Origin of the sequence: Streptomyces sp. NPDC017202, assembly GCF_044331705.1 — a bacterium.
Lineage (GTDB): Bacteria > Actinomycetota > Actinomycetes > Streptomycetales > Streptomycetaceae > Streptomyces.
Map to the genome: position 1 here is coordinate 166,445 of NZ_JBIRNP010000007.1, position 25,438 is coordinate 191,882.

The following is a 25,438-nucleotide window of genomic DNA, read 5'->3' on the forward strand; positions in this document are numbered from 1 at the left end:
CCCCTCAGCCCGCGAACGCGGCCTTGGCCTCGCTGAACAGCGCCTTGGCGGCGGCGGCCGGCTTGGACTTGCCCTGGGCGACCTCACCGCCCAGCCGCAGGAACGCCGCCTCGATGACGTCGGCGCCGGACGGGTGCGGGGTGATCTTCCCGAGCACACCGGCCGCGGCGACCTCCTCCTCGTAGGCCTTGACGCCCTTGTTGTTGTCGTCGGTGGGCGTGAACGCCTCGTACTGCTCGGTCGTGGCGAGGATGCCGCGGTCGTAGCCCATGATCTTGCCGACCTCGGGGTCGTGCACCATGAAGTCGATGAACTGCGCGGCCTCCTTGGGGTGCTTGGTCCCGGAGAAGGCGCTGAGCATCAGCGAGCCGAGGTACTGGCCGGTGTTCTTGCCGTCCTGGGTGGGGATCGGCGCGAGTCCGTAGTCCGACTCGCCCTCGCCCTGGTAGCGGATGGAGAAGTTGTCCCAGGTGAACTCGGACGCGGCGAGGCCCGCCGAGAGACCGGACTTCGGCTTGGCCTGCTCGATCTTCTTCGGATCGGCGACCAGCCCGGACTTCACGCGCTTGTAGCCGTCCTCCCACCACTGCGTCAGGTCGTCCTCGGTGAATCCGAGGTCGGAGTCGGTGAAGAAGGCCTTGCCGTTCTGGCGCAGGTAGAGGTCGTAGAGGTACATGATGCTGAAGTAACCGGTGTCGCCGGCGATCTTCAGCTTGTCCTGGATCGTCTGGAGCGCGTCGAAGTACTCGTCCCAGGTCCAGCCGAACTTCGCCTCGACGCCCGCCTTCTTGAAGGCGTTGAGGTCGATGACGAGCGCCATGGTGTTGGCGCCGACGGGGACGCCGATCTGCTTGCCGTCGACCTGACCGTTCGCCAGAACGCCGTTGCGGAAGTTCTCCAGGCGCAGATTGCCCGCGTCCGCCTGCGTCTTGAGATCCATCAGAACGCCGCGCTTGTCGTACTTACGCAGGAAACCGACCGCATTCTGGAAAACGTCCGGCGGATTCCCGCCGGAGGCCTGGGTCTGGAACTTCTCCCAGAACGCCTCGTAGTCGGTGAATTCAGGCTTGATCTTGATCTTCGGGAACTTCTTCTCGAAGAGTGCGATCGTCTTCTTGATCGCAATGGTGCGCGGCTCGCCGCCCCACCACGCGTAACGGAGTGTCACCGTCCCATCGGAGGAAGCTCCTCCGCTCCCCCCGCAACCCGTGGTCGCGGCCAGGCCGAGCGTCGCCGCCGTGGCCCCCGCCGCCTTCAGGATCGTTCGCCTCTCCACATTCCTGCTGGTTCCCACAGCCGGCCTCCCCGCAGCGTCGTTGCCGCTTGCATGAATCGTTTCAAGAAAGCGCTTGCTGGCACAAGGTACGAGGGGGTGGGGGGAGCGTCAATGATTCGGACAGGAATTTCTCGATCGGTAGCCGCGGGGCATCGGGCCACCGAGGAGCTGGCGCCATGCCGTCAGCAGGGCGAACACGCAGGTCGGGGACGCCCGTTCGGCCACCCGGACAGCAACCGGCGGTTCGCGCGGTCACTGCGGGCGGCTGAAATGCGCCTGGCGCGCGGGACGGGAGAGCCGGAAGGGGCGGAGGGAGGCAGGGCGGTGCCGGGCAGGTGACCTGCTCGGGGGGCGGAAGATCTCGGGCCCGGTGTTCGGAGGTGCGGCGGAGACGGGACCGGTCGGCCCCTGGTCGCGCGTGGACCAGATCTCGATCAGACCCTCGACGGAGAACGTGATCGATCCCGCCCGTCGCCCCGACTGCCCCCGTCCGGCCGTCCACCCGTCCACCCGTCCACCCGTCCACCCGTCCGACCGCCCGTCCGACCGCCTGGCCGTCCACCCGTCCACCCGTCCGACCGTCCGGCCGACCGCCTGATCGACCGCTCGTCCGGCCGCCCTGACCGGTCAGGGCGGCAGAACCCGGACCCGCACTCCGATCGGTACCCCGACGCCGGAGCGCGGGACAGGGGCCGCCCCGCGGACACCGCGACCTCGGACCGCCCGACGCCGACCGGCCACGCCGGGTCGATCCGCGGCGTCCGTCACGCCGACCTGCGGAGGGCCCCCACCTGACGTCACCCCGCGGAGGCCCCACACAGGACCGCCACGCCCGGACCGACCACCAAGAGCAGGCCGCAGGACCGCCACGCCCGGACCGGCGGCCGGGAGCAGGTCGCAGGGGCGGGACACGGAGGCCGGCCGCACAACCAGGCCACGGAACCGGCCGCAGGGGCCGGTCACGGCGGCCCGGCCGCAGGGCCCGGAAGGGCCGGCGCGGGCCACGCCCGAGGCCGGCGGTCACGGGCCGTCCACCGCGACGGGGACCGTCGGCGACCGCGTCCCCGGCATGTCCGCCCACGTCCGCGACGCGGGACGTTCGGGCGTTCACCGGGCGACGCGGCAGTCCAGGAGAGCCCGCACACACGACGGCGGCCCGCCTGCTGTGTCGCAGACGGGCCGCCGTACCGGGTGGGCGATACTGGGTTCGAACCAGTGACCTCTTCGGTGTGAACGAAGCGCTCTCCCACTGAGCTAATCGCCCGGGCGCAGGAAGTACATTACCGCATGTCAGCGGGTCCCCGTGACCATGGCCGGGTCGCCGTCCCCGCGCCTCGGCGGCGGTTCACTGGTCCTCGATCTTCCAGGGCATCACGACCCCGAACTTCCACACGTAGAAGCCGACGACGGCCGTGATGATCACGAGTCCGATCGAGGTCAGCACGATGTTGCGGCGTCTGACCTTCGGATCGAGCGCGCGCTGCGCCGCCTCGGTGACCTTGCGTTTGGTCCAGCGCAGCACCAGCTGGGCCCAGACGAACTCGGTCGCCCAGATCGCCATGCCGCCGAAGATCACGACCCAGCCGGGACCGGGCAGCGGCAGCATGATGATGCCGGCGACCACGACCGCGAGGCCGACGACGAAGATCCCGACCTGCCAGCTCAGATGCAGGAACCGGCGAGCCCTGATGAACTCCGGGGCCCGGGAACCGAGGGCCTTCTCCTGCTGCTCCGCCGCCCCGTCCGACCTCGCGTCGTTCGCCGCCATGGCCACCTCGCCCGGAGCGTCACTCCCCGTATTCATACAGCCAAACCCTACCCGAGAGATTCGAGTCACCGTAATGGTGGTACTCCGCGATCACACCCTGGGCCGGAAGAGTTACGTAAACGCACGCAAACCACGCAGAGGGGTTTACAACGGCACCGTAGGTGGCATGTCGATTTCGCCGACGTGCGAATCCCCGAGCGCACACTGAGCGAAAGGCCCTGGCGCTTATGAACACCACGGTCAGCTGCGAGCTGCACCTGCGCCTCGTTGTGTCGAGCGAGTCCTCCCTGCCTGTCCCCGCAGGCCTGCGGTACGACACGGCCGACCCCTACGCCGTGCACGCCACCTTCCACACCGGAGCCGAGGAAACCGTCGAGTGGGTGTTCGCCCGCGACCTCCTCGCGGAGGGCCTGCACCGGCCCACGGGCACCGGCGACGTCCGAGTCTGGCCGTCGCGCAGTCACGGTCAGGGCGTCGTCTGCATCGCCCTGAGCTCTCCGGAGGGGGAAGCACTGCTCGAGGCCCCGGCGCGGGCCCTGGAATCCTTCCTGAAGCGGACGGACGCGGCCGTGCCCCCGGGCACGGAACACCGTCACTTCGACCTCGATCAGGAGCTCTCGCACATCCTGGCGGAAAGCTAGGCAGAGGGCTCTCACCGAGCTGCCCGGCGCCGTCCACTCGGGGAGACGGCTCGGGCTCGGACAACAACCGCATAGGGCATGCGCCGCCGCCGCGCCACGGATCACCCGTGGGGCGGCTTCGGCGTGCGCGCCGGGCCCGTGGCCGCCGCCCCCGTCCGCCGGGCGGACGGCTGCGCGATTCCGGTCTCGACCGACCGGTGGCCGGACGGCCCGGTGCGGCTACGATCGGCCAGCATCGGCGGGCGCCCGCCCGCCCCTCCAGGCCAGGGAGCGAAACGTGCTGATCACCCACGACACCCGGTGTGCGCTCGATGCCGTGGTGGATCTGGTGAACACCGCACCGGAGGACGACACCGCCCCGGACGGGCTGCCGGATGTCGCCACCCTCGGGGATTTCGTGCGGAAGCACGAGATCAGCGACGTCGGCGTGCTCTCCGAGTTCGATCTGTCCGCGGTGCGCAAGGCCCGGGGACGGTTCGCCCGGATCTTCGCGGCTCCGGACCCCCGCGCCGCCGCCGCGCTCATCAACGAGCTGGTCGCCGCCGCGGGCACCACTCCCCGGCTCACCGACCACGACGGCTACGACTGGCATGTGCACTACTTCGCCCCCGGCGCCTCGATCGCCGACCATCTGGCGGCGGACTGCGGGATGGCCCTGGCCTTCTTCGTGGTGGCCGGGGAGCAGGAGCGGCTGCGGCGCTGCGAGGCACCGGACTGCCGTCGCGCCTTCGTCGACCTCTCCCGCAACCGGTCACGCCGGTACTGCGACAGCCGCACCTGCGGCAACCGCCTGCATGTGGCCGCCTACCGGGCGCGCCGCAAGGAGGCGGCGGGCTGAGGCCCCCGCCTGCGACGCCGACGCGGCCCCGGCGGGTGGCGCCGGGGACCGCGGGTACGGCTCAGAGCAGCAGCAGGTCGTGCAGCGAGGCCATGAGCAGCAGACACCCGATCACCGCCAGGAAGATCATCAGCGGTGGCTGGGAAAGGGCGAAGAGGCACCCGCGCGGCTCGTCCTGAGGGGGCGCGGCATCACTCTGTGTCGTGTCCAGCATCTCGCGGCGATGATGACGCAGGCGGCGCACCGTACGCGATCAGCGTGCCCGGATTGAGCGGTTGTTCGCCGAATTCCGTGATGTCGGTTTCGGCCGTGATCACTTCCGCGCGCGTGCGGTCCGACTGTGTCGTTTCCGCCGCGGGGCGGTCCTGGCGCGGGAGACGCCGTCAGCCGTGGTGACGTACTGGTGCCGGGCCGTCACCGGCCGTCGGCGCCGCTTCATATGCCGTGCTTCTTGAGGATGGCCTCGATGTCGCTGAAGTCGTCCGAGGGGGTCGCCCGGGGCGCGGCGGCGGGGCGGGAGGCGGGCCGGGCGCCCTGCCCCAGCGAGGGTGCGGACGCGGCGGGCGCCACCGCGCCGGCCGGTGCGGAGCGCGCCGCCGCCCTGCGCTCCTTGCGGGTGCCGCCACCCCTGCGGCGCTCGACCGCGCGGGTGGTCGCGAACAGTGCCCAGGCGGCGCCGAGGACGCCGAAGCCGGCCCAGGCCGTCGGGCTGAAGGCGGTGTCGGCGGCCCACTCGACGACCCCCGTCATCACCAGACCGAGGGGCACCAGTGCGTAGGCCGCGATCCGGGCCGCCGCCAGGAAACGCTTGCGGTACGCCGTGACGGCCGCGATGCCCAGGCCGGCCGCGGCGACGGCGGAACACACGGTCTCGGCAATCATCCGGTCCTCCAGACACGGGACACTCGGGCAGAGGCGGTACGGCTCCGCACCGCTGCGGAAGCGGCACTTCGCTCCTCCATCCTGCACCTGCGGGTGGCCGCCGGGCCATGCCTCAGCCGGACATCAGGGACATCTCCGGGTCGGCTCCTCCCCAGGTGCCGGTGGGCGCCGTACGTCGCGGCGGTGCGGGCCGTCCGGATGGGGGGGCCGGGGCGGGGGCTGGAAGACTGGGGGCATGAGCGACTCCTCCCCCGCGGCCGTCCCGGCGCCCGATTCCGCCCCTCCCGCCGTCGTCCTCGACATCTGGTGCGAGCTCCAGTGCCCGGACTGCCGTACCGCCCTGGCCGATCTCCGTGCCCTGCGCGAGCGCTACGGCGACCGGCTGGAGCCGCGACTGCGGCACTTCCCGCTGGAGAAGCACCGGCACGCCTTCGCCGCGGCCCAGGCCGCCGAGGAGGCCGCGGAGCAGGGGCGGGGCTGGCCGTACGTCGAGGCGGTGCTGGCGCGGGTCGAGGAACTGGACCGCGGGGGAGAACCCTTCCTGGTCGAGGTGGCACGGGAACTGGGTCTGGACGCCGAGGAGTTCGACACGGCGCTCATCGACGGGCGGCACATCCTGATCGTCGACGCCGACCAGGCCGAGGGCAAGGCGATCGGCGTCACCGGCACCCCGACGTACGTCATCGGCGGCGAGCGCCTCGACGGCGGCAAGAGCCAGGAGGGGCTCCGCGAGCGCGTCGAGGAGATCGCGAACCGGCTGCTGGCCGGGCAGGGCTGAGGCGTCTCAGAGCAACTGCTTGTAGAGGGAGTACCCCACCGGCACGTAGCCGAGTGAGTCGTAGAGGCGCTCGGCGGGCGTGTTTCCCTCGAAGACGTTGAGACCGATGACGGGCTTGCCGGCGGCGATCGACTGGGCCTCGGCCAGCAGCATCAGGGTGCGGCCGTGGCCCCGGCCGCGGAAGGACTCGTCGGTCTCGACGTCGAAGACGAAGGCCTTGTCGCCGGCGAAGGACATCCACAGCGTGCCGACCCGGCCGCCCTCGTGCTCCAGGATGCTGAACAGCATGCCCTCGGTGGCCACGCCCCGCGGCAGCAGGTTGTCCCGCCGGGACTTGGCCCAGGCCTCCTCCTCGGGGACACCGCGGTCGATCCAGTCCTGCGCGTACTCCACGACGCCCCGCCGGCGCCAGGGCCCGAACTCGGCCTCGGTCATGGGTCTGGCCCGGCTGCCGTCGGGCAGCCGGGGCGGGACGGTGCCGAGCGGCTTCTCCATCCCGCGGTTGCGGTGGGCGTACCCGAGCGCGTGCGCCAGGCGCAGGGCGGCCTCGGCCTCGGCGGGCACCCGGATCTCGATCCTCCGGCAGCCCCAGCCGCGCGCCACCTCCTCGGCGGCGAGCGCGGCGACCGCGCCCCGGCCACGCCCGCGGTCGGCCTCCTCGACGCGCAGATCGTCGATGCGGGCGACCGCCGGACCGAAGTCGGGATGGGTCGAGAGGTGGACCGCGCCGACGGGGCGGCTGTTCACACACACCTGGAAGCGGCGGGACAGCGCCCCGTCGGCGCTGCGCTGGAGCGGCTCGGTCGGCCGCAGGGTCGTGGTCATCACGGGTGTTCTACCCGCCGGCGCGCCTCGGGTCAGCCGAATAACCGGAGCGGGCGGGGAGAACGACGGCCGGAGAGCTCAGGGGTCCAGGTCGTCGGCCGCCCGCTCGTCGAAGACGCGCATCGCCTTGGCGGTCACGGGCCCCGCGGCGCCCGGCAGTTCGCGGCCGTCGACGCGGTGCACGGCCTGGACGTCCCGCAGGGTGGAGGTGAGGAAGACCTCGTCGGCGCGCTCCAGCACGTCCAGCGGCAGGTCGGTCTCCTTGGCTCCGGTCCACTCGACGGTCAACTCGCGGGTGATGCCCGCGAGGCAGCCGGAGGCGAGCGGCGGGGTGTGGATCTCGCCGTCCAGGACGACGAAGACGTTCGACCCGGTGCCCTCGCAGAGCCGGCCGACCGTGTTGCCGAACAGCGCCTCGCTGGCGCCGTGCCGGTGGGCGCGGGCCAGGGCGACGACGTTCTCGGCGTACGACGTCGTCTTCAGACCGGTGAGGGCGCCGCGCTCGTTGCGGGTCCAGGGGACCGTGACCACGGCCGTGGAGTCGGGGCGGCGGCCGGTCTCGCCGAGGGCGACGACGAGGGTCGGCCCGTCCTCGCCGCGGTCGGAGCCGAGGGGCCCGTGGCCGCCGGTGTAGGTGATGCGCAGCCGGCCGAGCGGCATCGGGTTCGCGGCCAGGACGGCGGCGCAGGCGCGGCGGACCTCGTCGAGGTCGGGGTCGGGCAGGCCGAGACCGCGCGCGGAGCGGGTCAGCCGGTCGAGGTGCCGGGTGAGCGCGAACGTCCCGCCGTCCACCGCCTTCACGGTCTCGAAGACGCCGTCGCCCACGGTCAGTCCGTGGTCGAAGACGGAGACACGGGCGGACTCGCTGTCCTGCAGCCCGCCGTCGAGCCAGATCTTCACGTCAGTCCCTCTCCACTCACCTCGTACGTCCCCGACGCTACCGCGAGCAGCCGGGACGCCTTCAGCTCGGTCTCCCGCCACTCCGCCTCGGGGTCGGAGCCCCAGGTGATGCCGGCTCCGGTGCCGAAGCGCAGGGCGCCGGCCTCGCGGTCGATCCAGAAGGTGCGTATGCCGACGGCCAGCTCGCCGGTGCCCCGGTCGGCGTCGACCCAGCCGACGCCGCCGCAGTACGGGCCGCGCGGCGCCGTCTCCAGTTCGTCGATGATCCGCAGGGCGCTGGACTTGGGGGCGCCGGTGACGGAGCCCGGCGGGAACGCGGCGGCGAGCAGTTCGGGCCAGCCGGCGTTCTCGCGCAGCTCGCCGCGGACCGTGGACACGAGGTGGACCAGGCCCGGGTGCTTCTCCACGGCGCACAGGTCGGGCACGGTGACGCTGCCGGTGGCGCAGACCCGGCCGAGGTCGTTGCGGACCAGGTCCACGATCATCACGTTCTCGGTGTGGTCCTTCTCCAGGAGGTCCGCCTCGGTGCGTCCGGTCCCCTTGATGGGCCCGGACTCCACGACCCGCCCGTCCCGCCGCAGGAACAGCTCCGGGGACGCGGTGGCGATCTCGACCCCGTGCCCCGGCAGCCGAATCGTTCCGGCGTACGGCGCCGGGTTGCCGCGGGCGAGCAGGGCCGTCAGCGCGTCCGGGTCGGCGGCGTGGGGCAGCGGCGCGGACAGCACCCGGCACAGGTTCGCCTGGTAGACCTCGCCGGCCGCGATGTACGCACGGATCCGGCGCACCCCGGCCGTGTACGCCGCGCGGTCCAGGGACGACGTCCAGTCACCGGCCGCGGGCCCCCGCCACTCCCCCGGCACCGGAGCGGGCACCGGCTCGACCCGTACGTCGGCGAAGCGGGCGCAGACCAGACGGCCCTCGAAATCGGCGGAGACGGCCCAGAAACCGGTGGATTCCAGGGCCTGAGGGTCTTCCGTGACGTCGAGGAGGCCGGTGGCGACGCGGTCACCGAAGCGGGCGAGAGGAGGGAGGTGGAGCACGGTGCCGAGTCTAGGGCGGGTGTCCCGGGGGTGGCCCGGGGACGTCCCGGCGGTGGCCCGGGCGGGCGCTCGGCGGGACGCAGCGCAGCACGCTGCACAAACGCGTTTTTGTACTGGCCCCGGAATCCGCTAGAGTTCAACTCGTCGCCGGGCCGCGCGAGCGGGCCGAAACGACAGGCGGACGTAGCTCAGTTGGTAGAGCGCAACCTTGCCAAGGTTGAGGTCGCGAGTTCGAGCCTCGTCGTCCGCTCGAAGGAAGAAGGGGACTTCCCGGTCCCCTACACTCCTGGTGGAGTGGCCGAGAGGCGAGGCAACGGCCTGCAAAGCCGTCTACACGGGTTCAAATCCCGTCTCCACCTCCAAGGACGATTAGCTCAGCGGGAGAGCGCTTCCCTGACACGGAAGAGGTCACTGGTTCAATCCCAGTATCGTCCACTGGATCTTCGGATCCCCCGCGCGATTAGCTCAGCGGGAGAGCGCTTCCCTGACACGGAAGAGGTCACTGGTTCAATCCCAGTATCGCGCACGCAGCATCCACGGTCCCTGGCCGTGATCATTCCCGAGGACGATTAGCTCAGCGGGAGAGCGCTTCCCTGACACGGAAGAGGTCACTGGTTCAATCCCAGTATCGTCCACGCACCGGAGCCCCCGGCCGCCCAGCGCGGTCGGGGGCTCCTTCGTGTGCGCGGCTCAGCTGGAGAAGAGCATGTGCCCGAAGCTCTTGTGGCGCTGGTGCCCGTAGTGACCGCCGTGACCGCCGTGCGGGGCGCCCCAGGCGGGAGCGGCCGGGGCGGCGGGGTACCCCTGCGGGGCGGGCGGGGGCGGCGGGGCCTGCTGGGTCCACTGGGACTCCACGCGGGTCAGCGCCTCCAGCTCGCCGTAGTCGAGGAAGATTCCCCGGCAGTTGCTGCACTGCTCGATCTGGACGCCGTTGCGGTTGTACGTGTGCATCGGTGCGTGGCACTTCGGACACTGCATGTTTCGGCTCAACTCCTCGCCGGTCGGTCCTGCTTCGCCTGTCACCAGGACAGACTCTGTCCCGCTGCGGTCGGTTGCACCCTACTGCGCGGAGTCCGGCGCCGACGGGGCCGGTACCGGGCCCATGCGCGCGCAGGCGTCGACGAGGGCCCGCTCGACCTCGTCCAGTTCCCTGCCCGCGGCGAGGGCCTTGGTGAGGGCACGGGCGGCGGTCTGGACGGTGAGGGCGCGGGCCGGGACGTCGAGGGCGGGCCAGGGGTCGCCGTCGGCGGGGACGGCGGAGCCGCCGGCCTGCCGGTAGGCGGACAGGAAGCGGGTCCACTCCTCGGGCGGGAGCAGCCCGCAGGCATACCAGGCGGCGGGGCGGGCCAGGTCCCAGGCGGGGACGCCGACGCCCAGGTCGTCGACGTCGATGAGGCGCCACGGGCCGTCGGGGGCGGGGTGGCGGACCAGTTGCCCGAGGTGGAGGTCGCCGTGGCAGACGGTGGTGTCGTCGGGCATCGGGGCCTCGCCGCGGGCCCAGGCGGGCAGGCGGGCCCAGGCGTCCAGGACGGGGCCGGCCCCGGGGCGGTCCCCCGCCCCGCGGAGGCGGGCCACGGCGCGGGCGGCCTTGGCGGGGCCGCGCATCGGAGGCAGCGGGGTCGGGGCGGGGGTGCGGTGGAGGCGGGCGAGGAGGCTGCCGGCGGCTTCCCAGGGGGCGGCGTCCGGGTCCTGCGGGTCCACGGGGGCGCCGTACGGCCAGAAGGTGACGAGCCGGGTGTCCAGGACGGTGGGCGTCGGGGTGAGCGGGGGCAGGAGGATGTCGGGGAGGCGGGCGGCGGCGGTGAGGCGGGGGACGAGGGCGGCGGGGTCGGTGTCCGGGGCGTGGGCCTTGGCGACGGTGTCGGCGTGGCGGACGACGGTGGCGTCGGGGCGGTCGGCGAGGGTGGCCGCCCCGCAGGGGCAGGCGGGGGTGCGGGTGTGCGCGTGGGCTCGGGCGCGGGAGGTGAGTCCGGCGAGCAGGGGGTGGGTGGGCACAGGGCTCCTGGGGCGGTGCGGGTCTGCCCCGCAGGGTATCGGGGGTGCTGCTGTGGGTGAGCGGGTCTCTCGCCCCCGCCGCCCCTTCCCGTCCCTGAGGGCTGCCGCCCCCAGACCCCCGCTTCGGCCCTGAACGGGACGCGTCCTCGAACGCCGGACGGGCGGGGCTCGCCGGGCGGGGCGCGTTGTGGGTGGTTTCCGAAACGGCAATGCCGGCGCAGCTCCCCAGCTGCGCCGGCATTTCTTGCCGTCCGCCGCACCCCCGTCCCCACGGGGTTTCATGGATGGATGTCCCCGCCCGGACCGCTCTTCCGGGCCTGGGGTCGCCGCTCAGCGCCCCAGCATCGCACCCACGGACGACGCCTGTGTGGCCACTGTCTCCCAGCCGTCGAAGACGACGAGGAGCAGGACCGCCAGGGGAAGGGCCATGACCGTCGCCACCAGGGGGTGGCGGCGGCCCGTACGGCGGGGTCGCGCGGTGCGGAGGTGCGTCCGCGGTGCCGTGTGGGCCATGGTCCCTCTCCTGACCGTTCTCGGTTGTCCTTGGCGAGCGGCGGGTGTCTGACCTCGGGGGACGAGTGCTGCACCCGCCGCTCGACCTCCAATCTAGGCGTGCGGCGGGCGCCGGGCGTCATGCCCTCGTACCGATTGCCGGGCCTCCCGGAGGATGAGCCGTGACCTGCGGAGTACTCCCCTGGGTGGAGACGTGGTCACGGCTCTCGGGGTCTTCCCGGAGGGGGTGCCCGGTGCGGGCCGGTTTTCCCCAACTGTCCTCACCGGGTGACTTCGCTCACTTCCGTCACCCCTGCGGGCACCCCGGTCCCCACCCGGCGGCCCGCTCGACCGGTCGCCCCGTCAGGGGTTGGCGCCGTCCCGCCGGCGTCGGCGGCGCTCTGCGTCCGGTCGGCCCCCAAGGGGTCAATCCCCCTTCCGCGACCGGCGGTTGTGATCACGGGAAAAGCGAAGTGAGCCTGCCCGCCGGGTCGCTGACCCCTCTTCACGTCCGCTGCCCGGCACGGACAATCGGTGGGACCGAGAGGGCGCGGCCTCTGCGCGCGAGCGGCCGTGGAAACGTAAGCTGTGCCACGTCACACGGACCGGGCAGCGGGGATGAACATGGCGATGATGCGCCTGAGGCGCGAGGACCCGCGCGTCGTCGGCTCGTTCAAGCTTCACCGACGGCTCGGCGCGGGCGGGATGGGCGTCGTCTACCTGGGCTCCGACAAGAAGGGGCAGCGGGTCGCGCTGAAGGTGATCCGGCCCGATCTGGCCGAGGACCAGGAGTTCCGGTCGCGGTTCGCGCGTGAGGTGTCGGCGGCACGGCGGATCCGGGGCGGGTGCACCGCCCGGCTGGTCGCGGCGGACCTGGACGCCGACCGGCCGTGGTTCGCCACCCAGTACGTGCCCGGCCCCTCGCTGCACGACAAGGTCGCCGACGACGGTCCCCTCGGGGCGGCCGAGCTGGCGTCGATCGGGGCCGCCCTGTCGGAGGGGCTCGTCGCCGTTCACGAGGCCGGGGTCGTGCACCGGGACCTGAAGCCCTCGAACATCCTGCTCTCCCCCAAGGGCCCGCGGATCATCGACTTCGGCATCGCCTGGGCGACGGGTGCCTCCACGCTCACGCACGTCGGTACGGCGGTCGGCTCCCCCGGGTTCCTCGCGCCGGAGCAGGTGCGCGGTGCGCTCGTCACGCCGGCCACCGACGTCTTCTCGCTCGGCGCCACCCTCGCCTACGCCTCGACCGCCGACTCCCCCTTCGGGCACGGCAGTTCCGAGGTGATGCTGTACCGGGTGGTGCACGAGGAGCCCCATCTGCACGGCGTCCCCGACGCCCTGGCCCCGCTGATCCAGGCCTGTCTGGCGAAGGATCCGCAGGAGCGGCCCAGCACGCTCGACCTCTCGCTGCGGCTGAAGGAGATCGCGGCCCGTGAGGCCCACGGTCCGGCCGAGGTGCGGCCGCCCGCACCGCGTGCGGGCGAGGCCGACCGGGCCACCGGGCGGCTGGCCGACACCGGCTACCCGGAGCGCACACTGCGGCAGCCCGGTCCGCCGCCGTCCCGCGGCGGGGTGCCGTCCTCACGCGGGACCGTGCCGCCCAGGGGCGGGACGCCCTCGCGCGGCGGCGGCACCCCCTCGTCCCGTTCGGGGGCCCGGCCGACCCCGGCCTCGCGGAACACGGGCTCCTCCCGGAACACGGGCTCCTCCCGCAACACCCGTTCCGGCAGCGGCGGCAGACCCGCGCCGCGCAGCGGGACCGGCCGACGGACACCGCGCGCCACGGGCACCGGGCTGCGGCCCGCCAATCCGCGGCTGCTGCGGCAGCGGCTGTTCGTCTTCGTCGTGGTGACGCTGCTCGTGGCGCTCGGCATCGCGGTCGTCCAGGGCTGTCAGGGCCCGGCCCGGGGACTCGGCGACGAGAACGACGTCGTACGGCACCGGCACCAGGCACAGGCGGACGTGCGGGAGGCCGGTGGCGGGCCCGGCGGGCGGTCGCCCGCGAGGGCGGACGGAGCCTATGCCGACGGGCGGCCCGTCGCCACGGCGTAGAAGGCGACGGCGGCCGCGGCGCCCACGTTGAGGGAGTCGACGCCGTGGGACATGGGGATGCGGACCCACGCGTCGGCGGCGACCAGGGCCTGGGTGGAGAGGCCGTCGCCCTCCGCGCCGAGCATGAGCGCGACCCGGTCCATGGTGTGGGGCGCCGCCTCGTCCAGGCTGCCGGCCTTCTCGTCGGGGGTGAGGGCGAGCAGCGTGAAGCCGGCCTCGCGGACCGGGTCCAGGCCCTTGGGCCAGGTGTCCAGGCGGGCGTACGGCACGGAGAAGACCGCGCCCATCGAGACCTTCACGCTGCGGCGGTACAGGGGGTCGGCGCAGTCCGGGGAGAGCAGGACCGCGTCCATGCCGAGGGCCGCCGCGGAGCGGAAGATCGCGCCGACGTTGGTGTGGTCGTTGACCGATTCCATGATCACGACGCGGCGGGCGGTGGGCAGGAGTTCCGCCGCGGCCGGAAGCGGCTTGCGCTGCATGGAGGCCAGGGCACCACGGTGGACGTGGTAGCCGGTGACCCGCTCGGCGAGCTCCGGGCTGACGGCGTAGACCGGGGCCGGGAGCTCGTCGATGACGTCGCGCATGACGTCGACCCACTTGGCGGACAGCAGCATCGAGCGCATCTCGTAGCCGGACTCCTTGGCCCGTCTGATGACCTTCTCGCCCTCGGCGATGAACAGGCCCTCGGCGGGCTCGCGCCTGCGGCGCAGCTCCACGTCGGTCAGGCCGGTGTAGTCGCGCAGGCGCGGGTCGTCGGGATCCTCGATGGTGATGAGATCGGCCACAGCGGTGATACTGCCTTGTCCTGAGTGCGGTGCCAACGGCCTGACAGGGGTCCGTTACCGGGGGTTACGTACCGGCGGTCACGCCGGGGCCGGCAGGCCGACGCCGACGACCTCACCGATGACGATGACCGCGGGCGGCCTGACCTCCTGGGTGCGGACCGTCTCGGCGACCGTCGTCAGGGTCGCGTCGACGCGGCGCTGGGCCGCCGTCGTGCCCTCCTGGACGAGCGCGACCGGCGTGCCGGCCGGCTTGCCGTGCGCCATCAGCGTCTCCGCGATCTTCCCTATCTTGTCGACCCCCATCAGGATCACCAGCGTGCCGGTGAGCTTGGCGAGGGAGGGCCAGTCGACCAGGGAACGCTCGTCGTCGGGGGCGACGTGGCCGCTGACCACGGTGAACTCATGGGCGACCCCGCGGTGGGTGACCGGAATGCCGGCCGCACCGGGGACGGAGATCGAACTGGAGATGCCGGGGACCACCGTGCAGGCGATGCCGGCCTCGGCGAGGGCCTGGAGTTCCTCCATGCCGCGGCCGAAGACGTACGGGTCTCCGCCCTTGAGCCGGACGACCGACTTGCCCTGCCTGGCGTGCTCGATCAGCGCGTTGTTGATGGCCTCCTGGGCCATGTACCGCCCGTACGGGATCTTCGCGGCGTCGATCACCTCGACGTGCGGGGGGAGTTCGGCGAGGAGGTCGCGCGGGCCGAGGCGGTCCGCGATGACGACGTCCGCCTCGGCGAGGAGGCGGCGGCCGCGGACCGTGATCAGGTCGGGGTCGCCGGGGCCGCCGCCGACGAGGGCGACGCCAGGGGTGCGGGTGCGGTGGTGGGGCGCGACCAGGGTGCCGTCGCGCAGTCCCTCGACCACCGCGTCGCGGATGGCCGCGGTGCGCCGGGGGTCACGGCCCTTGGCGTCCGTGGTCAGCACGGCGACGGTGACGCCCTCGCTGTGGCCCGTCGCGGGGGTCCAGGCGGTGGCCGCGTCGGCGTTGTCGGAGCGCACGCACCACACGCGGTGACGCTCCGCCTCGGCGGAGGCGGCGGCGTTGGCGTCGGGGTCGCTGGTGGCGATCAGGGCGTACCAGGCGTCGGCGAGGTCGCCGGGGGCGTAGACCCGACGCTCCCAGGTGATCTCACCCGCGTCCGCCATCGCCTCGACGGAGGGGGTCGCCTCGGGGGACACGAGGAGGACGTCCGCGCCCGCGGCGATCAGGGCCGGCAGGCGTCGCTGGGCGACCTGGCCGCCGCCGACGACGACCACGCGGCGGCCGGTGAGGCGGAGGCCTACGGGGTAGGCGGGGTGTTCGGCCATGAGGGGCGGCTCCTCGAACGGGCGGAGGCGGGCGCTGCGGCTCTGGAGCGGCCCTGACGTGCGCATTTTAGAGGTGCGTTCAGCGTACGGCGGGGTCGGGGGCATGCAGGAGCGCATGCCCCCGACCTCGGGGGCGTCCTACTTCTCGGTCACTCCCGCCGAGTCGAAGGTCGCCACCTCGTGCATCGCCCGTGCCGTGCTCTGGACCAGCGGAAGGGCCAGCAGGGCGCCGGTGCCCTCGCCCAGGCGGAGGTCGAGGTCGACGAGGGGGCGCAGACCCAGCTTGTTGAGGGCGGCGACGTGACCGGGCTCGGCGCTGCGGTGGCCCGCGATGCAGGCCGCGAGGACCTCGGGGGCGATCGCGCGGGCGACCAGTGCGGCGGCGCCGGCGCTCACCCCGTCCAGGATCACGGGCGTGCGCAGGGACGCGCCGCCCAGCAGGAGGCCGACCATCGCCGCGTGCTCGAAGCCGCCGACCGCCGCGAGCACCCCGATGGGGTCGGCCGGGTCGGGCTGGTGGAGTTCCAGGGCGCGGCGGACGACCTCGGTCTTGCGGGCGAGGGTCTCGTCGTTGATGCCGGTGCCGCGGCCGGTGACCTCGGCCGGGTCGGCGCCGGTGAAGACCGAGATGAGGGCCGCGGAGGCCGTCGTGTTGGCGATGCCCATCTCGCCCGTGAGGAGGGCCTTGTTGCCGGCCGCCACCAGGTCGCGGGCCGTCTCGATGCCGACCTCGATGGCCTGCTTGGCCTCCTCGCGGGACATCGCGGGGCCGGTCGTCATGTCGGACGTGCCCGCGCGGACCTTGCGGGGCAGCAGGCCGGGGGTGGCCGGGAGGTCGGCCACGACGCCGACGTCCACGATGCAGACCTCGGCGCCCACCTGGTTCGCGAAGGCGTTGCAGACCGCGCCGCCGCCGAGGAAGTTGGCCACCATCTGCGCGGTGACCTCCTGCGGCCAGGGGGTGACGCCCTGGGCGTGCACCCCGTGGTCGCCGGCGAAGATCGCGACGGCCGCGGGCTCCGGGATGGGCGGCGGGCACTGGCGGGACAGCCCGGACAGCTGCGCGGAGATGATCTCCAGCATGCCGAGCGCGCCGGCCGGCTTCGTCATGCGCTTCTGCCGTTCCCAGGCCTCGCCGAGCGCCTTGGCGTCCAGCGGGCGGATCCCCGCGACGGTCTCGGCGAGCAGGTCGTGCGGGTCCTCGCCGGGCAGCGCGCGGCGGCCGTAGGTCTCCTCGTGGACGACCCACGACAGGGGACGGCGCTTGGCCCAGCCGGCCTGCATCAGCTCGGGCTCGTCCGGGAACTCGTCGACGTACCCGACGCAGAGGTAGGCGACGACGTCGAGGTGTTCGGGCAGACCGAGGGCGCGGACCATCTCGCGCTCGTCGAAGAAGCTGACCCAGCCGACGCCGAGGCCCTCGGCGCGGGCCGCCAGCCACAGGTTCTCCACGGCGAGCGCGGAGGAGTACGGCGCCATCTGGGGCTGGGTGTGGCGGCCCAGGGTGTGGCGGCCGCCGCGGGTCGGGTCGGCGGTGACGACGATGTTCACCGGCGTGTCGAGGATGGCCTCGATCTTCAGTTCCTTGAACTGCTTGGCCCGGCCCTTGGGCAGGGACTTCGCGTAGGCGTCCCGCTGCCGCATCGCCAGCTCGTGCATCGCGCGCCGGGTCTCGGCGGAGCGGATCACGACGAAGTCCCAGGGCTGCGAGTGGCCGACGGAGGGCGCGGTGTGGGCGGCCTCCAGGACGCGCAGCAGCACCTCGTGCGGGATGGGGTCGCTGCGGAAGCCGTTGCGGATGTCCCGGCGCTCGCGCATGACCTTCAGGACGGCTTCGCGCTCGGCATCGTCGTACGCGGGGGCGGCGGGGCCGGTGGACTCCCGTACCTCTTCCACTGCGGCCGTGCTCTCTTCCTGGTCGGTGGCCCCGGTGTCCGGGTCCTCCGGGGCCTCCGGTTCCTCCGCGTTCTGCGCGGCCTGCGGGTCGGGCTCCTGCACGGGGTCGGCCTCCACGGCGACGGGGTCCGGGGCGGCGGGGTCCGGGGCGGCGGGGTCCGGGGCAGCGGGGTCCGCTTCGCGGGGGGCGGGGATGTCCGCCGGCGGGGCGACGGCGGGCGGCGCGGCCGGGGTCGCCTCGGGAAGGGACGCCTGCTCGGCCACTGCCGCCTCGGGTGCGGGCACCTCGACCACGGCTGCCTCGGGCGCCGCTGCCTCGGGCGTGACCTCGGGGGTCAGCGGCTCGTCGTCGGTGGGGAGCACGAGGGCGTGCGGCGGGGTGGGAGCGAGGTGCGGGGTGGTCGGCACCGTGCCCTCCACCGGCACGAACTGGCCCAGCGGCTGGTGCGGCTGGGGCTCCGGGGAAGGGACGTGCTCCGTGGGCGGGAGGACCGCCGCGGCGGGAGCGGCAGGCGTCGGGTCCGCCTGCGGTGCGTCCTGGGCCGTCGCCACGACGGAACCGGAGGCGTCCGGGCTCTGGGACGCGGGGTCCTCCGTGAGGTGGACGGGGTCCTGCGGGTGCTCCTGCTGCTGCGCGGCCGGGGCGGGGTGGACGTCCTGCGCGAGGTGGACGTCCTGCGCGGGCTGGGCGAGGAAGGCGTCCAGGGCGGATTCGGCGGGCCGGGCGCTCGGGGCGGGCTCGGCGGGCAATTCCGTCCCGGTGTGCTCCGGGGCCGTCTGCTCGGACTCCGGCTGATGGCCCGGCTGCTGGACCGCCTGGTGGCCCGGCTGCTGGGCAGGGGCCGGCTCGGCGAGGGCGGCCTCGGGGGCGGGGGTCTCGGCGGCCGGGGGTACCGGGCCGGGCACGACGACGTCCGGTGCCGGGGCGGGGGTTTCCGGCGCGGGGGCTTCCGGCGCGGGGGCTTCCGGCGCGGGCACGACGGTCACCGGCTCGGGCAGCGGCGCGGCCGATTCCGGCGCGGGCGCGGCCGCCTCCGGCGCGGGGACCGCGTGCTCGGGCGCCTGGCCCGGGGCGGGTACGGCTCCGGCCGCCTGGGAGGCGTCCGGGGTCGGGGTCAGGCCTGCCGGGGGCTCCTGCGCGGGATCCGGCGTGACGACGGCCTCGGGCACCTGGGGAGCTTCCGGAACCTGAGGGGCGACGGGTACGGCGGCCTCCGGGGCCTGAGGAACGACGGCTTCGGCGGCCGCCGGGGCCTGCGGAGTCGGCGCGATCTCGGCGGCGGGTGCCTCGGGGGTCGCGGCGGGCGCCGGAGTCCCGGGCGCCGGCACCTCCGCGGGCGCCTCGACCGCCTCGGCGGGCGGTGCCGCCTCGGCGGCGGGGACCGCGTCCGCGTCGGGGGTCCGGGAAGCGTCGGGCCCCTGAGGAGCCCCGGGCGCCGAGGCGTCCGGCGCGGGCTCGGGTACCTGCGCCACCGGCTCCGGGCCCGGGCCGGGCACGGCGTCGGAGGTCCGGGCCGGGTCCGCCGGCTGCGGCACCGGGGCCGTGGGCACGGTCGCCTCGGCGGCCGCGGGCCCGGCGGCCTCCGGTGTCCGGGGCGTCCGCGCGGGGTCCTCGGGCTGCGGGGCGCCCGTCTCCGAGGCCAGGCGGTCCATGACCGCCTGGGCCGCGCCCCGCTGCTCGGGCTGCTGAGCCGCCGGGGCAACCGTTTCCGCGGGGGACGCCCCCGGGACGGCCTGCGTCTGGGCGGCGGGCTGCGCGCCCCACGGCGCCGCGCCCTGCGGAGGCATGTCGCGCAGGTGCTGGACGTCGAGGTACTCCGGCCCGGAGGCGGGCGTGCCCGGGTGGCGTACCGGTGCGCCCGCGGGGCCGCGGTCGGCGAGGGAGCGGACCGGGCTCGCGGAGGTGTCGGGGATGGGCGGGCCGAGGTGCAGGGGGCGGCGCGGTGCCGCGGGCGGCGCCGACGGGTTCGGGAGGCGGACGGCACCGAGGTCGACGGAGCCGGTGTCACGGCCCGCCGTCTCGTGCGGGCCGGGTTCGTGCACCGCCTCGACCACGGGCTCCGGCGCGGGCGGCGCCACCTCGTTGCCCCAGGCGCTCTGGGCGCCGGGCAGCAGCAGCAGGTCTTCGTCCTGGGCGGTGGTCTCGGAGAGGTAGGTGTACGCGCCGGGCGCGGGGACGCCCTGCTGATCCACCATGCCTGCGTTCTCCGGCAGTCCCTCGCCCGGAACCTGGCCGGTGTCGGTCATGCGTACCCCTCGCCCATCGGTTAGTGCTCCTACGACCAGCTCACCCGGAACGGCGCACCGACCGCCCCGTGGTGAAGAACGAGCGTCCGCGCCCAGCGGCACGAACGACCCGCCCGGAAAAGACGACAAAGCCATTCAGTGGCATTGTCGCGGCCGTTGCCGCGTCGCGACAGCTTGATCCGCGACGCTCCGCTGTGGACTGCGCCACGTTGCGCGCCCTCAGGTTCTGCCGTACCACACCCACCCCGGAACAGACGCGTTTTGCGGACATCGACCGAGGAGAAGCCGGGTGCCCGAATGCGGTACGACGATCGGCCAGCCTACCGCGCGCGGCAGGACGACAGGATCACGGGGAGGGCGGACCGGGTCGGTCCGAACGGTCCGGCAGAACCCCGCTGAGCAGGAACGCGACGCTCCGCTCCGTCTCCGTCCAGGCCCGCGTGTCGAGTTCGACGGACTGCACGAGCGCGCACTGCACGCGGTAGCCGTGCTCGGTCAGGTCGCGGCCGACGCGTTCGGCGGCGTCGCGGGTCATGGCGTGGGTGACGATGCGCTGCGGGCGGCGGTCGGCGACCGCCGAGACGACGGCCGCTCCCCCGCCGCCGACGCGGACGACGTCCGGTTCGGGCAGGTCCTCCAGGACGTGCGGGGCGGTGCCGCGGACGATCTGGAGCTGGACGCCGAAGCGGCGCGCGGCGGCGTCGGTGCGGGCGCACGCCTCCAGGGCTCGGTCGACGGCGATGACGGCCGCCCCGGCCCGCGCGGCCTCGGTGGCGAAGGCGCCGCTGCCGCAGCCGATGTCCCAGACGAGGTCGCCCACCCGCGGTCCGAGCCGGGCGAGCTGGGCCGCCCGCAGCAGTTCCGCCTCCCCCTCGCCCAGTCCGCCGCCGTACTCCCCGGCGGGCAGGGTCCAGCCGCGGGGGCCGGTGCCCGGGTCGCGGCCGGCGATCCAGCCGCCGTCGCCCGCCGGCGGCGTGCCGGTGGTGCCGCCGATGACGATGACGACGTTGGGGTCGCGCCAGGTGTGGTCGGCGGCCTTCTCGGAGGTGACGACGCTGACCTGTTCGCGGTCGGTGCCGAGTTCCTCGCAGACGACGAAGGTGCGGTGGACGCCCTCCATGAGCAGTCCCAGCTCGGCGGGGCCGGCACCGGGTGAGGTGAGGACGGCGACCTTGGGGTGGGCCCGGCACACGTTCACCGCCCGGCGCAGGGTGCGTCGGTGCGCGACGACCACCTGGGCGTCGTCCCAGGGCATGCCGGCGCGGGCGAACGCGGCGGCGACGGAGGAGACGGCCGGGACGACCTCGACCTCCAGGCCGAACTCGGGGGCGCGCAGGGTCCGTACGACGCCGAAGAAACCGGGGTCGCCGTCGGCGAGGACGACGGCCGTGCCGCGGTGGCCGGCGATGCGGCGGGCGGCGAGGGCGACGCTGCCGAGGCGGATGCGTTCGGCGGCGGGGGGAACTTCGGGCAGTGCCAGGTGGTGGGCGGCACCGGCCACCAGGGTGGCGGCACCCAGGGCCGAACGGGCGGCGGCGGTCGGCGGCGAGCCGTCCCAGCCGATCACCGTGACGCGGTCGGCCATCGTCGTATGTCTCCCGTGGGTCTGCGCGGCTGGCGGGGCTGGCGGGGTTCCGTGAGAGTACCTGGTCGTACGGGGCGGGCGGCGTCGGTGCGGCGTCCGGAGGTCAGTTCCAGTCGCCGTACGACGGGTAGCCGCCGCTCTCCGTGAGGTGCTCCCCCGCGCCCTCGATGTCCTCCGGGAGGAGGCTCCACACGATGAAGTCGGTGCGCGCCTCGCTCCAGGTGCCGTCGTCGGCGCGCACGCGCGCTATGCAGGCGCCGCGCAGGACGCCTTCGCTGATGCAGCCGATCTTCTGCGCGACCTGCTGCGAGGCGGTGTTGTCGGCGGCCGTGCGCAGCTCGATGCGTTCGAGCTTCTGGTCGGTGAGCAGCCACTGGGCGGTGGCGAGCGCGGCCTCGGAGGCGTAGCCCTCGCCGCGGGCCCAGGGGGCGATGATGTACGACAGTTCGGTGGACCGTACGTGCCAGTTGGTCCTGCCGAGCTGGATGACGCCGACGAGCCGCTGGGTGAGGAACTCGGTGACGGCGAGGTCGAGTCCGCGTCCGGAGGTGCGTTCGGCGGGGGCGTACTCGGTGATCCAGGCGCGGGCGTTCTCGGCGGTGAAGGGCTGGGGGACGGAGGTCCAGGCCGTGACCTGTTCGTCGTTCATCATCTCGGCCAGTGCGGGCACGTCGTCCTCGTCGAGGGGACGCAGCACCAACCGCTCCGTGCTGATGGAGATGCTGGGGAAGGTGCTCGTCATGCGCCGCTCCGTAACCTTCGAAACCGTCAGGGTCCGACCTGGTTGGCCGTCAGGCCCGCTGAACTGCTCAGCATGCAGCATGAAAGCACCGGGTCGCACCACGGGGTCCGCGCCGGCGGACGGCGCGGACCCCGTGCTGAACTCGTTCGTCCACGTCAGGACTTGACCGGCCGGGACGGAGCCGGAACCCGGGTCAGAAGGACGCGATGACGGAACCGGCGTACTTGTTCTCGATGAACTTCTTGACCTCGGGAGAGGTGAGGAGCTTCGCGAGCTTCCGCACGCGCGGGTCGTCCTCGTTGCCCTCCTTGACGGCGAGGAAGTTGCCGTAGGGGTTGTCCGTGGCGGACTCCAGGACGAGGGCGTCCTTCGAGGGCTTCAGGTCGGCCTCGATGGCGTAGTTGCCGTTGATGACGGCGGCGTCCACGTCGTCCAGGGAGCGCGGGGTCTGCGCCGCCTCCAGCTCCTTGAACTTGAGGTTCTTCGGGTTCTTGGCGATGTCGGCGGGGGTCGCGGAGTTGCCCGCGCCGTCCTTGAGCGTGATGAGGCCGTTCGCGGCGAGCAGCTTCAGGGCGCGTGCCTCGTTGACGGTGTCGTTCGGAACGGCGACGGTCGCGCCGCTCTTGAGGTCGCCCACGCTCTTGAACTTGTGGGAGTAGAGGCCGAGCGGCTCCAGGTGGACCGTGACGACGGGCACGATGTGGGTGCCGTTCTTCTTGTTGAAGTCGTCGAGGTAGGGCTGGTTCTGGAAGTAGTTGGCGCCCACCGAGCCGTCCTCCGTCGCCGTGTTCGGCGTGACGTAGTCGGTGAACTCCTTGACCTCCAGGTCGAGGCCCGCGTCCTTGGCCAGCTCGTCCTTGACGAAGGTGAGGATCTCGGCGTGCGGGACGGGGCTCGCGGCGACGACCAGCGGGCCGCTCGTGCCGGCGGAGCCGGAGCCGGAGTCCTTGTCCGAGCCGCACGCGCTGAGCCCGAGGGTGAGGGCTCCGACGGCGAGGACAGCGGTGGTGATCTTGGCGGTGTTACGCACGAAAAGTGCCTTTCCTGAGGTGGTGCGTCCCCGCGGTGGGTGTGCGGGGGAGAACGGGGGGTGGCGCAGGGGGTGCGGTCGGGGCCGCGGTCAGCTCTTCCTGACGGCGTCGGTGGCGACCGTGCCGGGCAGGACGCCGCGCAGCGGCCTGAAGAGGAGCAGGGGGCCGCCCTTGCCGCTGCGCCGGTGCAGGGAGCGGGCCGCGAGGTCGCCGCCGAACTGGAGCAGGGAGATGACGACGGCCAGGACGGCGACGGTGATCCACATCAGGCCGGTCTCGAAGCGCTGGTAGCCGTAGCGGATCGCGATGTCGCCCAGGCCGCCCGCACCGACGGTGCCCGCCATGGCGGAGTAGCCGATCAGGGCGACGACGGTCGTGGTGGCGCCGGAGATCAGGGACGGCAGCGCCTCGGGGACGAGCACGCTGCGGACGATCTTCCAGGTGCTGCCGCCCATGGACTGCACGGCTTCCACGAGCCCGCCGTCGACCTCGCGGACGGACATCTCCACCAGCCGCGCGAAGAAGGGGATCGCGCCGATCGCGAGCGGCACGATGGCGGCCTCGCGGCCGATGGTCGTCCCGGTCAGCCAGCGGGTGAAGGTCATCAGCGCGACCATCAGAATGATGAACGGCATCGAGCGGGCGACGTTCACGACCTGCCCGATCACCTTGTTGGCGACGACGTTCTGCAGCAGGCCGTCCCGGTCGGTGAGGACCAGGAGGATCCCGAGCGGAAGACCGCCGACGACGGCGATGAGCGTGGACCAGCCCACCATGTAGAGGGTGTCCCAACACGCCTGCTCCAGCAGGGGCTGCATTTCGGACCAGGTCACTTGGCACCGTCCTTCACCAGCTGGGGCCGCTCGTCGGCGGCGCCCGGCACGTCGATCCGAAGACCCTGTTCACGCAGGAAGCCGATCGGCACCACGTTGTCCTCGTAGCGGCCGGGCAGTTCGATGCGCATCCGGCCGACCTGGAGGCCGCCGACGGTGTCGATGGCCGCGCCCAGGATCGAGATGTCGATGTTGTAGGTGCGCGACAGCTGGGAGATGACCGGCTGGGTCGCGGCCTCGCCCTGGAAGGTGACGTCGAGGACGGTCCGGTCGCCGCCGGTCGCCTCGCCGCCCACCGGGAAGAGCGCGGCGGCCAGCTGGGAGCCCGGCGTGGCGAGCAGCTCGCCGACGGTGCCGGACTCGACGACGCGGCCCCGCTCCATGAGCGCCGCGGAGTCGCAGATCGACTTCACCACGCCCATCTCGTGGGTGATGAGCAGGACCGTCAGGCCCAGCTGCCGGTTCAGGTCGCGCAGCAGCTGGAGGATCGAGCGGGTGGTCTCCGGGTCGAGGGCGCTGGTGGCCTCGTCGGAGAGCAGCACCTTGGGGTCGCCGGCGAGGGCGCGGGCGATGCCGACGCGCTGCTTCTGGCCGCCGGAGAGCTGGGCGGGGTAGGCGCCCGCCTTGTCGGCGAGACCGACGAGGTCGAGCAGTTCGAGCGCCTTGCGGGAACGTTCCTTCCCCGACTTTCCGAGGATTTCCAGCGGCAGCTCGACGTTGTCCCGCACGGTCCGCGACGACAGCAGGTTGAAGTGCTGGAAGACCATGCCGATACGGCTGCGCGCCTCGCGCAGTTCCCGGCCGGCGCGCGGGCCGCGGCCGGCGAGGGCGGTGAGGTCCTGGCCGGCGACGGTGACCGTGCCGGAGGTGGGGCGCTCCAGGAGGTTGACGCAGCGGATCAGCGAGGACTTGCCGGCGCCGGACTGGCCGATGACGCCGTACACCTCGCCTTCGCGGACGTGCAGATCGACGCCGTCGAGGGCGGTGACCTCACGGCCGCGTGAGCGGTAGACCTTGCTCAGGCCCGTGGTGGTGATCACGTGGGTTTCCGTCACTGTCGAGTGCGCGGGCGTGGGTGTGCCCGGGCACGGATGCATTCGGTCAGGGACGCGACACGGTTCTCGCGGTGGCGATGGAACCGGGGGAGAACATGTGCGCGATGGGTCTCCCCGCGCCGTCCGGGCAGCGGGGAGGTGCCTCGTCACGTACGCGGGGGTACGGACGTGCCACGGCGTCTCGCTTCGGGGCGCGAGCTCGGGGTGGTGCGGGGGCCCTCTAGAAGGCGCACATTCGACACGTACAACGAGCACCGGGCGTCATGGTCGCCTCGGTCGCAAGGGTGCGGCTGCTCGTCGTGGTCATGCGATCAGTAAAGCAGACCTACGGTCCTGACAAGGTCCGGTCGTCCACATGCTGGACAGTCGTGGACAGTGCGTCCGCACAACCGGAGTCCCCCGCTCCTTCAACGCCGACCAGTGCGGACAAGGAGGACGGGGCCTCTTCGCGGCGGCCGGACCC

At 73.3% G+C, this 25,438-nt stretch carries 22 protein-coding genes and 6 tRNA genes; 9 read left to right on the forward strand and 19 right to left on the reverse strand.

What is annotated here, in order from left to right; all coding sequences use genetic code 11:
* Positions 1-4: 4 nt before the first annotated feature.
* The 3 genes from ACH4N1_RS16520 to ACH4N1_RS16530 form a co-directional block, all read right to left on the reverse strand.
* Positions 5-1,294, reverse strand: coding sequence for an ABC transporter substrate-binding protein (locus ACH4N1_RS16520; protein WP_398097722.1), 1,290 nt, complete (start codon positions 1,292-1,294; stop codon positions 5-7).
* A 1,174-nt stretch (positions 1,295-2,468) separates the two neighbouring features.
* A tRNA-Val gene (locus ACH4N1_RS16525) sits at positions 2,469-2,540 on the reverse strand.
* Between the two features lie 81 nt (positions 2,541-2,621).
* Positions 2,622-3,080, reverse strand: coding sequence for a TIGR02611 family protein (locus ACH4N1_RS16530; protein WP_398097723.1), 459 nt, complete (start codon positions 3,078-3,080; stop codon positions 2,622-2,624).
* A gap of 191 nt (positions 3,081-3,271) precedes the next feature.
* Here ACH4N1_RS16530 and ACH4N1_RS16535 point away from each other — a divergent pair, with 191 nt between their 5' ends.
* Together ACH4N1_RS16535 and ACH4N1_RS16540 are read left to right on the forward strand one after the other, a co-directional pair.
* Positions 3,272-3,685: an SsgA family sporulation/cell division regulator gene (locus tag ACH4N1_RS16535; RefSeq protein WP_004002642.1), complete on the forward strand. Its 414-nt coding sequence runs from the start codon at positions 3,272-3,274 to the stop codon at positions 3,683-3,685.
* 277 nt (positions 3,686-3,962) lie between these two features.
* A complete protein-coding gene (locus tag ACH4N1_RS16540; protein ID WP_398097725.1) occupies positions 3,963-4,523 on the forward strand; it encodes a CGNR zinc finger domain-containing protein in 561 nt (186 codons plus the stop codon).
* A 61-nt stretch (positions 4,524-4,584) separates the two neighbouring features.
* On the opposite strand, the gene ACH4N1_RS16545 is transcribed toward ACH4N1_RS16540, so the two are convergent.
* Both ACH4N1_RS16545 and ACH4N1_RS16550 read right to left on the reverse strand, forming a co-directional pair.
* Positions 4,585-4,737 (reverse strand): hypothetical protein, encoded by a 153-nt coding sequence (locus ACH4N1_RS16545; RefSeq protein WP_020128804.1) that lies wholly within the window; start codon positions 4,735-4,737, stop codon positions 4,585-4,587.
* A 221-nt stretch (positions 4,738-4,958) separates the two neighbouring features.
* A complete protein-coding gene (locus tag ACH4N1_RS16550) occupies positions 4,959-5,405 on the reverse strand; it encodes a hypothetical protein (protein WP_398097726.1) in 447 nt (148 codons plus the stop codon).
* Positions 5,406-5,640: 235 nt separating this feature from the next.
* On the opposite strand from ACH4N1_RS16550, the gene ACH4N1_RS16555 reads away from it, so the two are divergent.
* Positions 5,641-6,183, forward strand: coding sequence for a DsbA family protein (locus ACH4N1_RS16555; protein WP_398097727.1), 543 nt, complete (start codon positions 5,641-5,643; stop codon positions 6,181-6,183).
* 6 nt (positions 6,184-6,189) lie between these two features.
* Here ACH4N1_RS16555 and ACH4N1_RS16560 read toward each other — a convergent pair whose 3' ends face one another.
* From ACH4N1_RS16560 to ACH4N1_RS16570, 3 genes are all read right to left on the reverse strand, one after another.
* Positions 6,190-7,008, reverse strand: coding sequence for a GNAT family N-acetyltransferase (locus tag ACH4N1_RS16560; RefSeq protein WP_398097729.1), 819 nt, complete (start codon positions 7,006-7,008; stop codon positions 6,190-6,192).
* Between the two features lie 78 nt (positions 7,009-7,086).
* Positions 7,087-7,908 (reverse strand): aminotransferase class IV, encoded by an 822-nt coding sequence (locus ACH4N1_RS16565; protein WP_398097731.1) that lies wholly within the window; start codon positions 7,906-7,908, stop codon positions 7,087-7,089.
* The gene (locus tag ACH4N1_RS16570; RefSeq protein ID WP_398097732.1) at positions 7,905-8,948 is read right to left on the reverse strand and encodes a chorismate-binding protein; all 1,044 of its coding nucleotides are present in this window, start codon (positions 8,946-8,948) and stop codon (positions 7,905-7,907) included. Before ACH4N1_RS16570 ends, ACH4N1_RS16565 begins: the two co-directional genes overlap by 4 nt.
* Positions 8,949-9,125: 177 nt before the next feature.
* Between ACH4N1_RS16570 and ACH4N1_RS16575 the strand changes: the two genes are divergently transcribed.
* From ACH4N1_RS16575 to ACH4N1_RS16595, 5 genes are all read left to right on the forward strand, one after another.
* Positions 9,126-9,198 (forward strand) — tRNA-Gly (locus ACH4N1_RS16575).
* Positions 9,199-9,236: 38 nt separating this feature from the next.
* Positions 9,237-9,310: transfer RNA gene (locus ACH4N1_RS16580), tRNA-Cys, on the forward strand.
* A gap of 1 nt (position 9,311) precedes the next feature.
* Positions 9,312-9,383: transfer RNA gene (locus ACH4N1_RS16585), tRNA-Val, on the forward strand.
* A gap of 19 nt (positions 9,384-9,402) precedes the next feature.
* A tRNA-Val gene (locus tag ACH4N1_RS16590) sits at positions 9,403-9,474 on the forward strand.
* A 37-nt stretch (positions 9,475-9,511) separates the two neighbouring features.
* Positions 9,512-9,583, forward strand: a tRNA-Val gene (locus tag ACH4N1_RS16595).
* 55 nt (positions 9,584-9,638) lie between these two features.
* Here ACH4N1_RS16595 and ACH4N1_RS16600 read toward each other — a convergent pair.
* From ACH4N1_RS16600 to ACH4N1_RS16610, 3 genes are all read right to left on the reverse strand, one after another.
* Positions 9,639-9,926: a zf-TFIIB domain-containing protein gene (locus ACH4N1_RS16600; protein ID WP_398097734.1), complete on the reverse strand. Its 288-nt coding sequence runs from the start codon at positions 9,924-9,926 to the stop codon at positions 9,639-9,641.
* 81 nt (positions 9,927-10,007) lie between these two features.
* On the reverse strand, positions 10,008-10,943 hold the full coding sequence (locus tag ACH4N1_RS16605; protein WP_398097736.1) for a phosphotransferase family protein: 936 nt from the start codon (positions 10,941-10,943) through the stop codon (positions 10,008-10,010).
* A 330-nt stretch (positions 10,944-11,273) separates the two neighbouring features.
* Positions 11,274-11,456 carry a hypothetical protein gene (locus ACH4N1_RS16610; RefSeq protein ID WP_398097738.1) on the reverse strand — a complete coding sequence of 61 codons (183 nt, stop codon included), beginning with the start codon at positions 11,454-11,456 and terminating at the stop codon, positions 11,274-11,276.
* A 597-nt stretch (positions 11,457-12,053) separates the two neighbouring features.
* On the opposite strand from ACH4N1_RS16610, the gene ACH4N1_RS16615 reads away from it, so the two are divergent.
* The gene (locus ACH4N1_RS16615) at positions 12,054-13,490 is read left to right on the forward strand and encodes a protein kinase (protein WP_398097934.1); all 1,437 of its coding nucleotides are present in this window, start codon (positions 12,054-12,056) and stop codon (positions 13,488-13,490) included.
* Here the strand turns inward: ACH4N1_RS16615 and ACH4N1_RS16620 are convergent.
* The 8 genes from ACH4N1_RS16620 to ACH4N1_RS16655 form a co-directional block, all read right to left on the reverse strand.
* Complete coding sequence (locus tag ACH4N1_RS16620; protein ID WP_398097739.1) at positions 13,457-14,275, reverse strand: TrmH family RNA methyltransferase; 819 nt, start codon at positions 14,273-14,275, stop codon at positions 13,457-13,459. The two genes, ACH4N1_RS16615 and ACH4N1_RS16620, sit on opposite strands and share 34 nt — an antisense overlap.
* Before the next feature lie 78 nt (positions 14,276-14,353).
* A complete protein-coding gene (cobA, locus tag ACH4N1_RS16625; protein ID WP_398097741.1) occupies positions 14,354-15,586 on the reverse strand; it encodes a uroporphyrinogen-III C-methyltransferase in 1,233 nt (410 codons plus the stop codon).
* Positions 15,587-15,724: 138 nt separating this feature from the next.
* Positions 15,725-19,729, reverse strand: coding sequence for a nicotinate-nucleotide--dimethylbenzimidazole phosphoribosyltransferase (gene cobT / locus ACH4N1_RS16630; RefSeq protein WP_398097743.1), 4,005 nt, complete (start codon positions 19,727-19,729; stop codon positions 15,725-15,727).
* 346 nt (positions 19,730-20,075) lie between these two features.
* On the reverse strand, positions 20,076-21,314 hold the full coding sequence (gene cbiE, locus ACH4N1_RS16635) for a precorrin-6y C5,15-methyltransferase (decarboxylating) subunit CbiE (RefSeq protein WP_398097745.1): 1,239 nt from the start codon (positions 21,312-21,314) through the stop codon (positions 20,076-20,078).
* Positions 21,315-21,417: 103 nt separating this feature from the next.
* On the reverse strand, positions 21,418-22,056 hold the full coding sequence (locus ACH4N1_RS16640; RefSeq protein ID WP_398097747.1) for a GNAT family N-acetyltransferase: 639 nt from the start codon (positions 22,054-22,056) through the stop codon (positions 21,418-21,420).
* 193 nt (positions 22,057-22,249) lie between these two features.
* On the reverse strand, positions 22,250-23,086 hold the full coding sequence (locus ACH4N1_RS16645) for a MetQ/NlpA family ABC transporter substrate-binding protein (RefSeq protein ID WP_398097749.1): 837 nt from the start codon (positions 23,084-23,086) through the stop codon (positions 22,250-22,252).
* 90 nt (positions 23,087-23,176) lie between these two features.
* The gene (locus ACH4N1_RS16650; protein ID WP_398097751.1) at positions 23,177-23,920 is read right to left on the reverse strand and encodes a methionine ABC transporter permease; all 744 of its coding nucleotides are present in this window, start codon (positions 23,918-23,920) and stop codon (positions 23,177-23,179) included.
* Complete coding sequence (locus ACH4N1_RS16655) at positions 23,917-24,960, reverse strand: ATP-binding cassette domain-containing protein (protein ID WP_363089145.1); 1,044 nt, start codon at positions 24,958-24,960, stop codon at positions 23,917-23,919. The genes ACH4N1_RS16650 and ACH4N1_RS16655 overlap by 4 nt, the downstream gene beginning before the upstream one ends.
* Between the last annotated feature and the right edge of the window lie 478 nt (positions 24,961-25,438).

What these genes read in the sequence shown, in the direction of transcription:
- ACH4N1_RS16530 (WP_398097723.1), bottom strand. Translation starts at nt 3,080, where the DNA reads ATGAATACGGGGAGTGACGCTCCGGGCGAGGTGGCCATGGCGGCGAAC.
- ACH4N1_RS16535 (WP_004002642.1), top strand. Translation starts at nt 3,272, where the DNA reads ATGAACACCACGGTCAGCTGCGAGCTGCACCTGCGCCTCGTTGTGTCG.
- ACH4N1_RS16545 (WP_020128804.1), bottom strand. Translation starts at nt 4,737, where the DNA reads ATGCTGGACACGACACAGAGTGATGCCGCGCCCCCTCAGGACGAGCCG.
- ACH4N1_RS16550 (WP_398097726.1), bottom strand. Translation starts at nt 5,405, where the DNA reads ATGATTGCCGAGACCGTGTGTTCCGCCGTCGCCGCGGCCGGCCTGGGC.
- ACH4N1_RS16555 (WP_398097727.1), top strand. Translation starts at nt 5,641, where the DNA reads ATGAGCGACTCCTCCCCCGCGGCCGTCCCGGCGCCCGATTCCGCCCCT.
- ACH4N1_RS16560 (WP_398097729.1), bottom strand. Translation starts at nt 7,008, where the DNA reads ATGACCACGACCCTGCGGCCGACCGAGCCGCTCCAGCGCAGCGCCGAC.
- ACH4N1_RS16600 (WP_398097734.1), bottom strand. Translation starts at nt 9,926, where the DNA reads ATGCAGTGTCCGAAGTGCCACGCACCGATGCACACGTACAACCGCAAC.
- ACH4N1_RS16610 (WP_398097738.1), bottom strand. Translation starts at nt 11,456, where the DNA reads ATGGCCCACACGGCACCGCGGACGCACCTCCGCACCGCGCGACCCCGC.
- ACH4N1_RS16615 (WP_398097934.1), top strand. Translation starts at nt 12,054, where the DNA reads ATGAACATGGCGATGATGCGCCTGAGGCGCGAGGACCCGCGCGTCGTC.
- cobA (WP_398097741.1), bottom strand. Translation starts at nt 15,586, where the DNA reads ATGGCCGAACACCCCGCCTACCCCGTAGGCCTCCGCCTCACCGGCCGC.
- cobT (WP_398097743.1), bottom strand. Translation starts at nt 19,729, where the DNA reads ATGACCGACACCGGCCAGGTTCCGGGCGAGGGACTGCCGGAGAACGCA.
- cbiE (WP_398097745.1), bottom strand. Translation starts at nt 21,314, where the DNA reads ATGGCCGACCGCGTCACGGTGATCGGCTGGGACGGCTCGCCGCCGACC.
- ACH4N1_RS16640 (WP_398097747.1), bottom strand. Translation starts at nt 22,056, where the DNA reads ATGACGAGCACCTTCCCCAGCATCTCCATCAGCACGGAGCGGTTGGTG.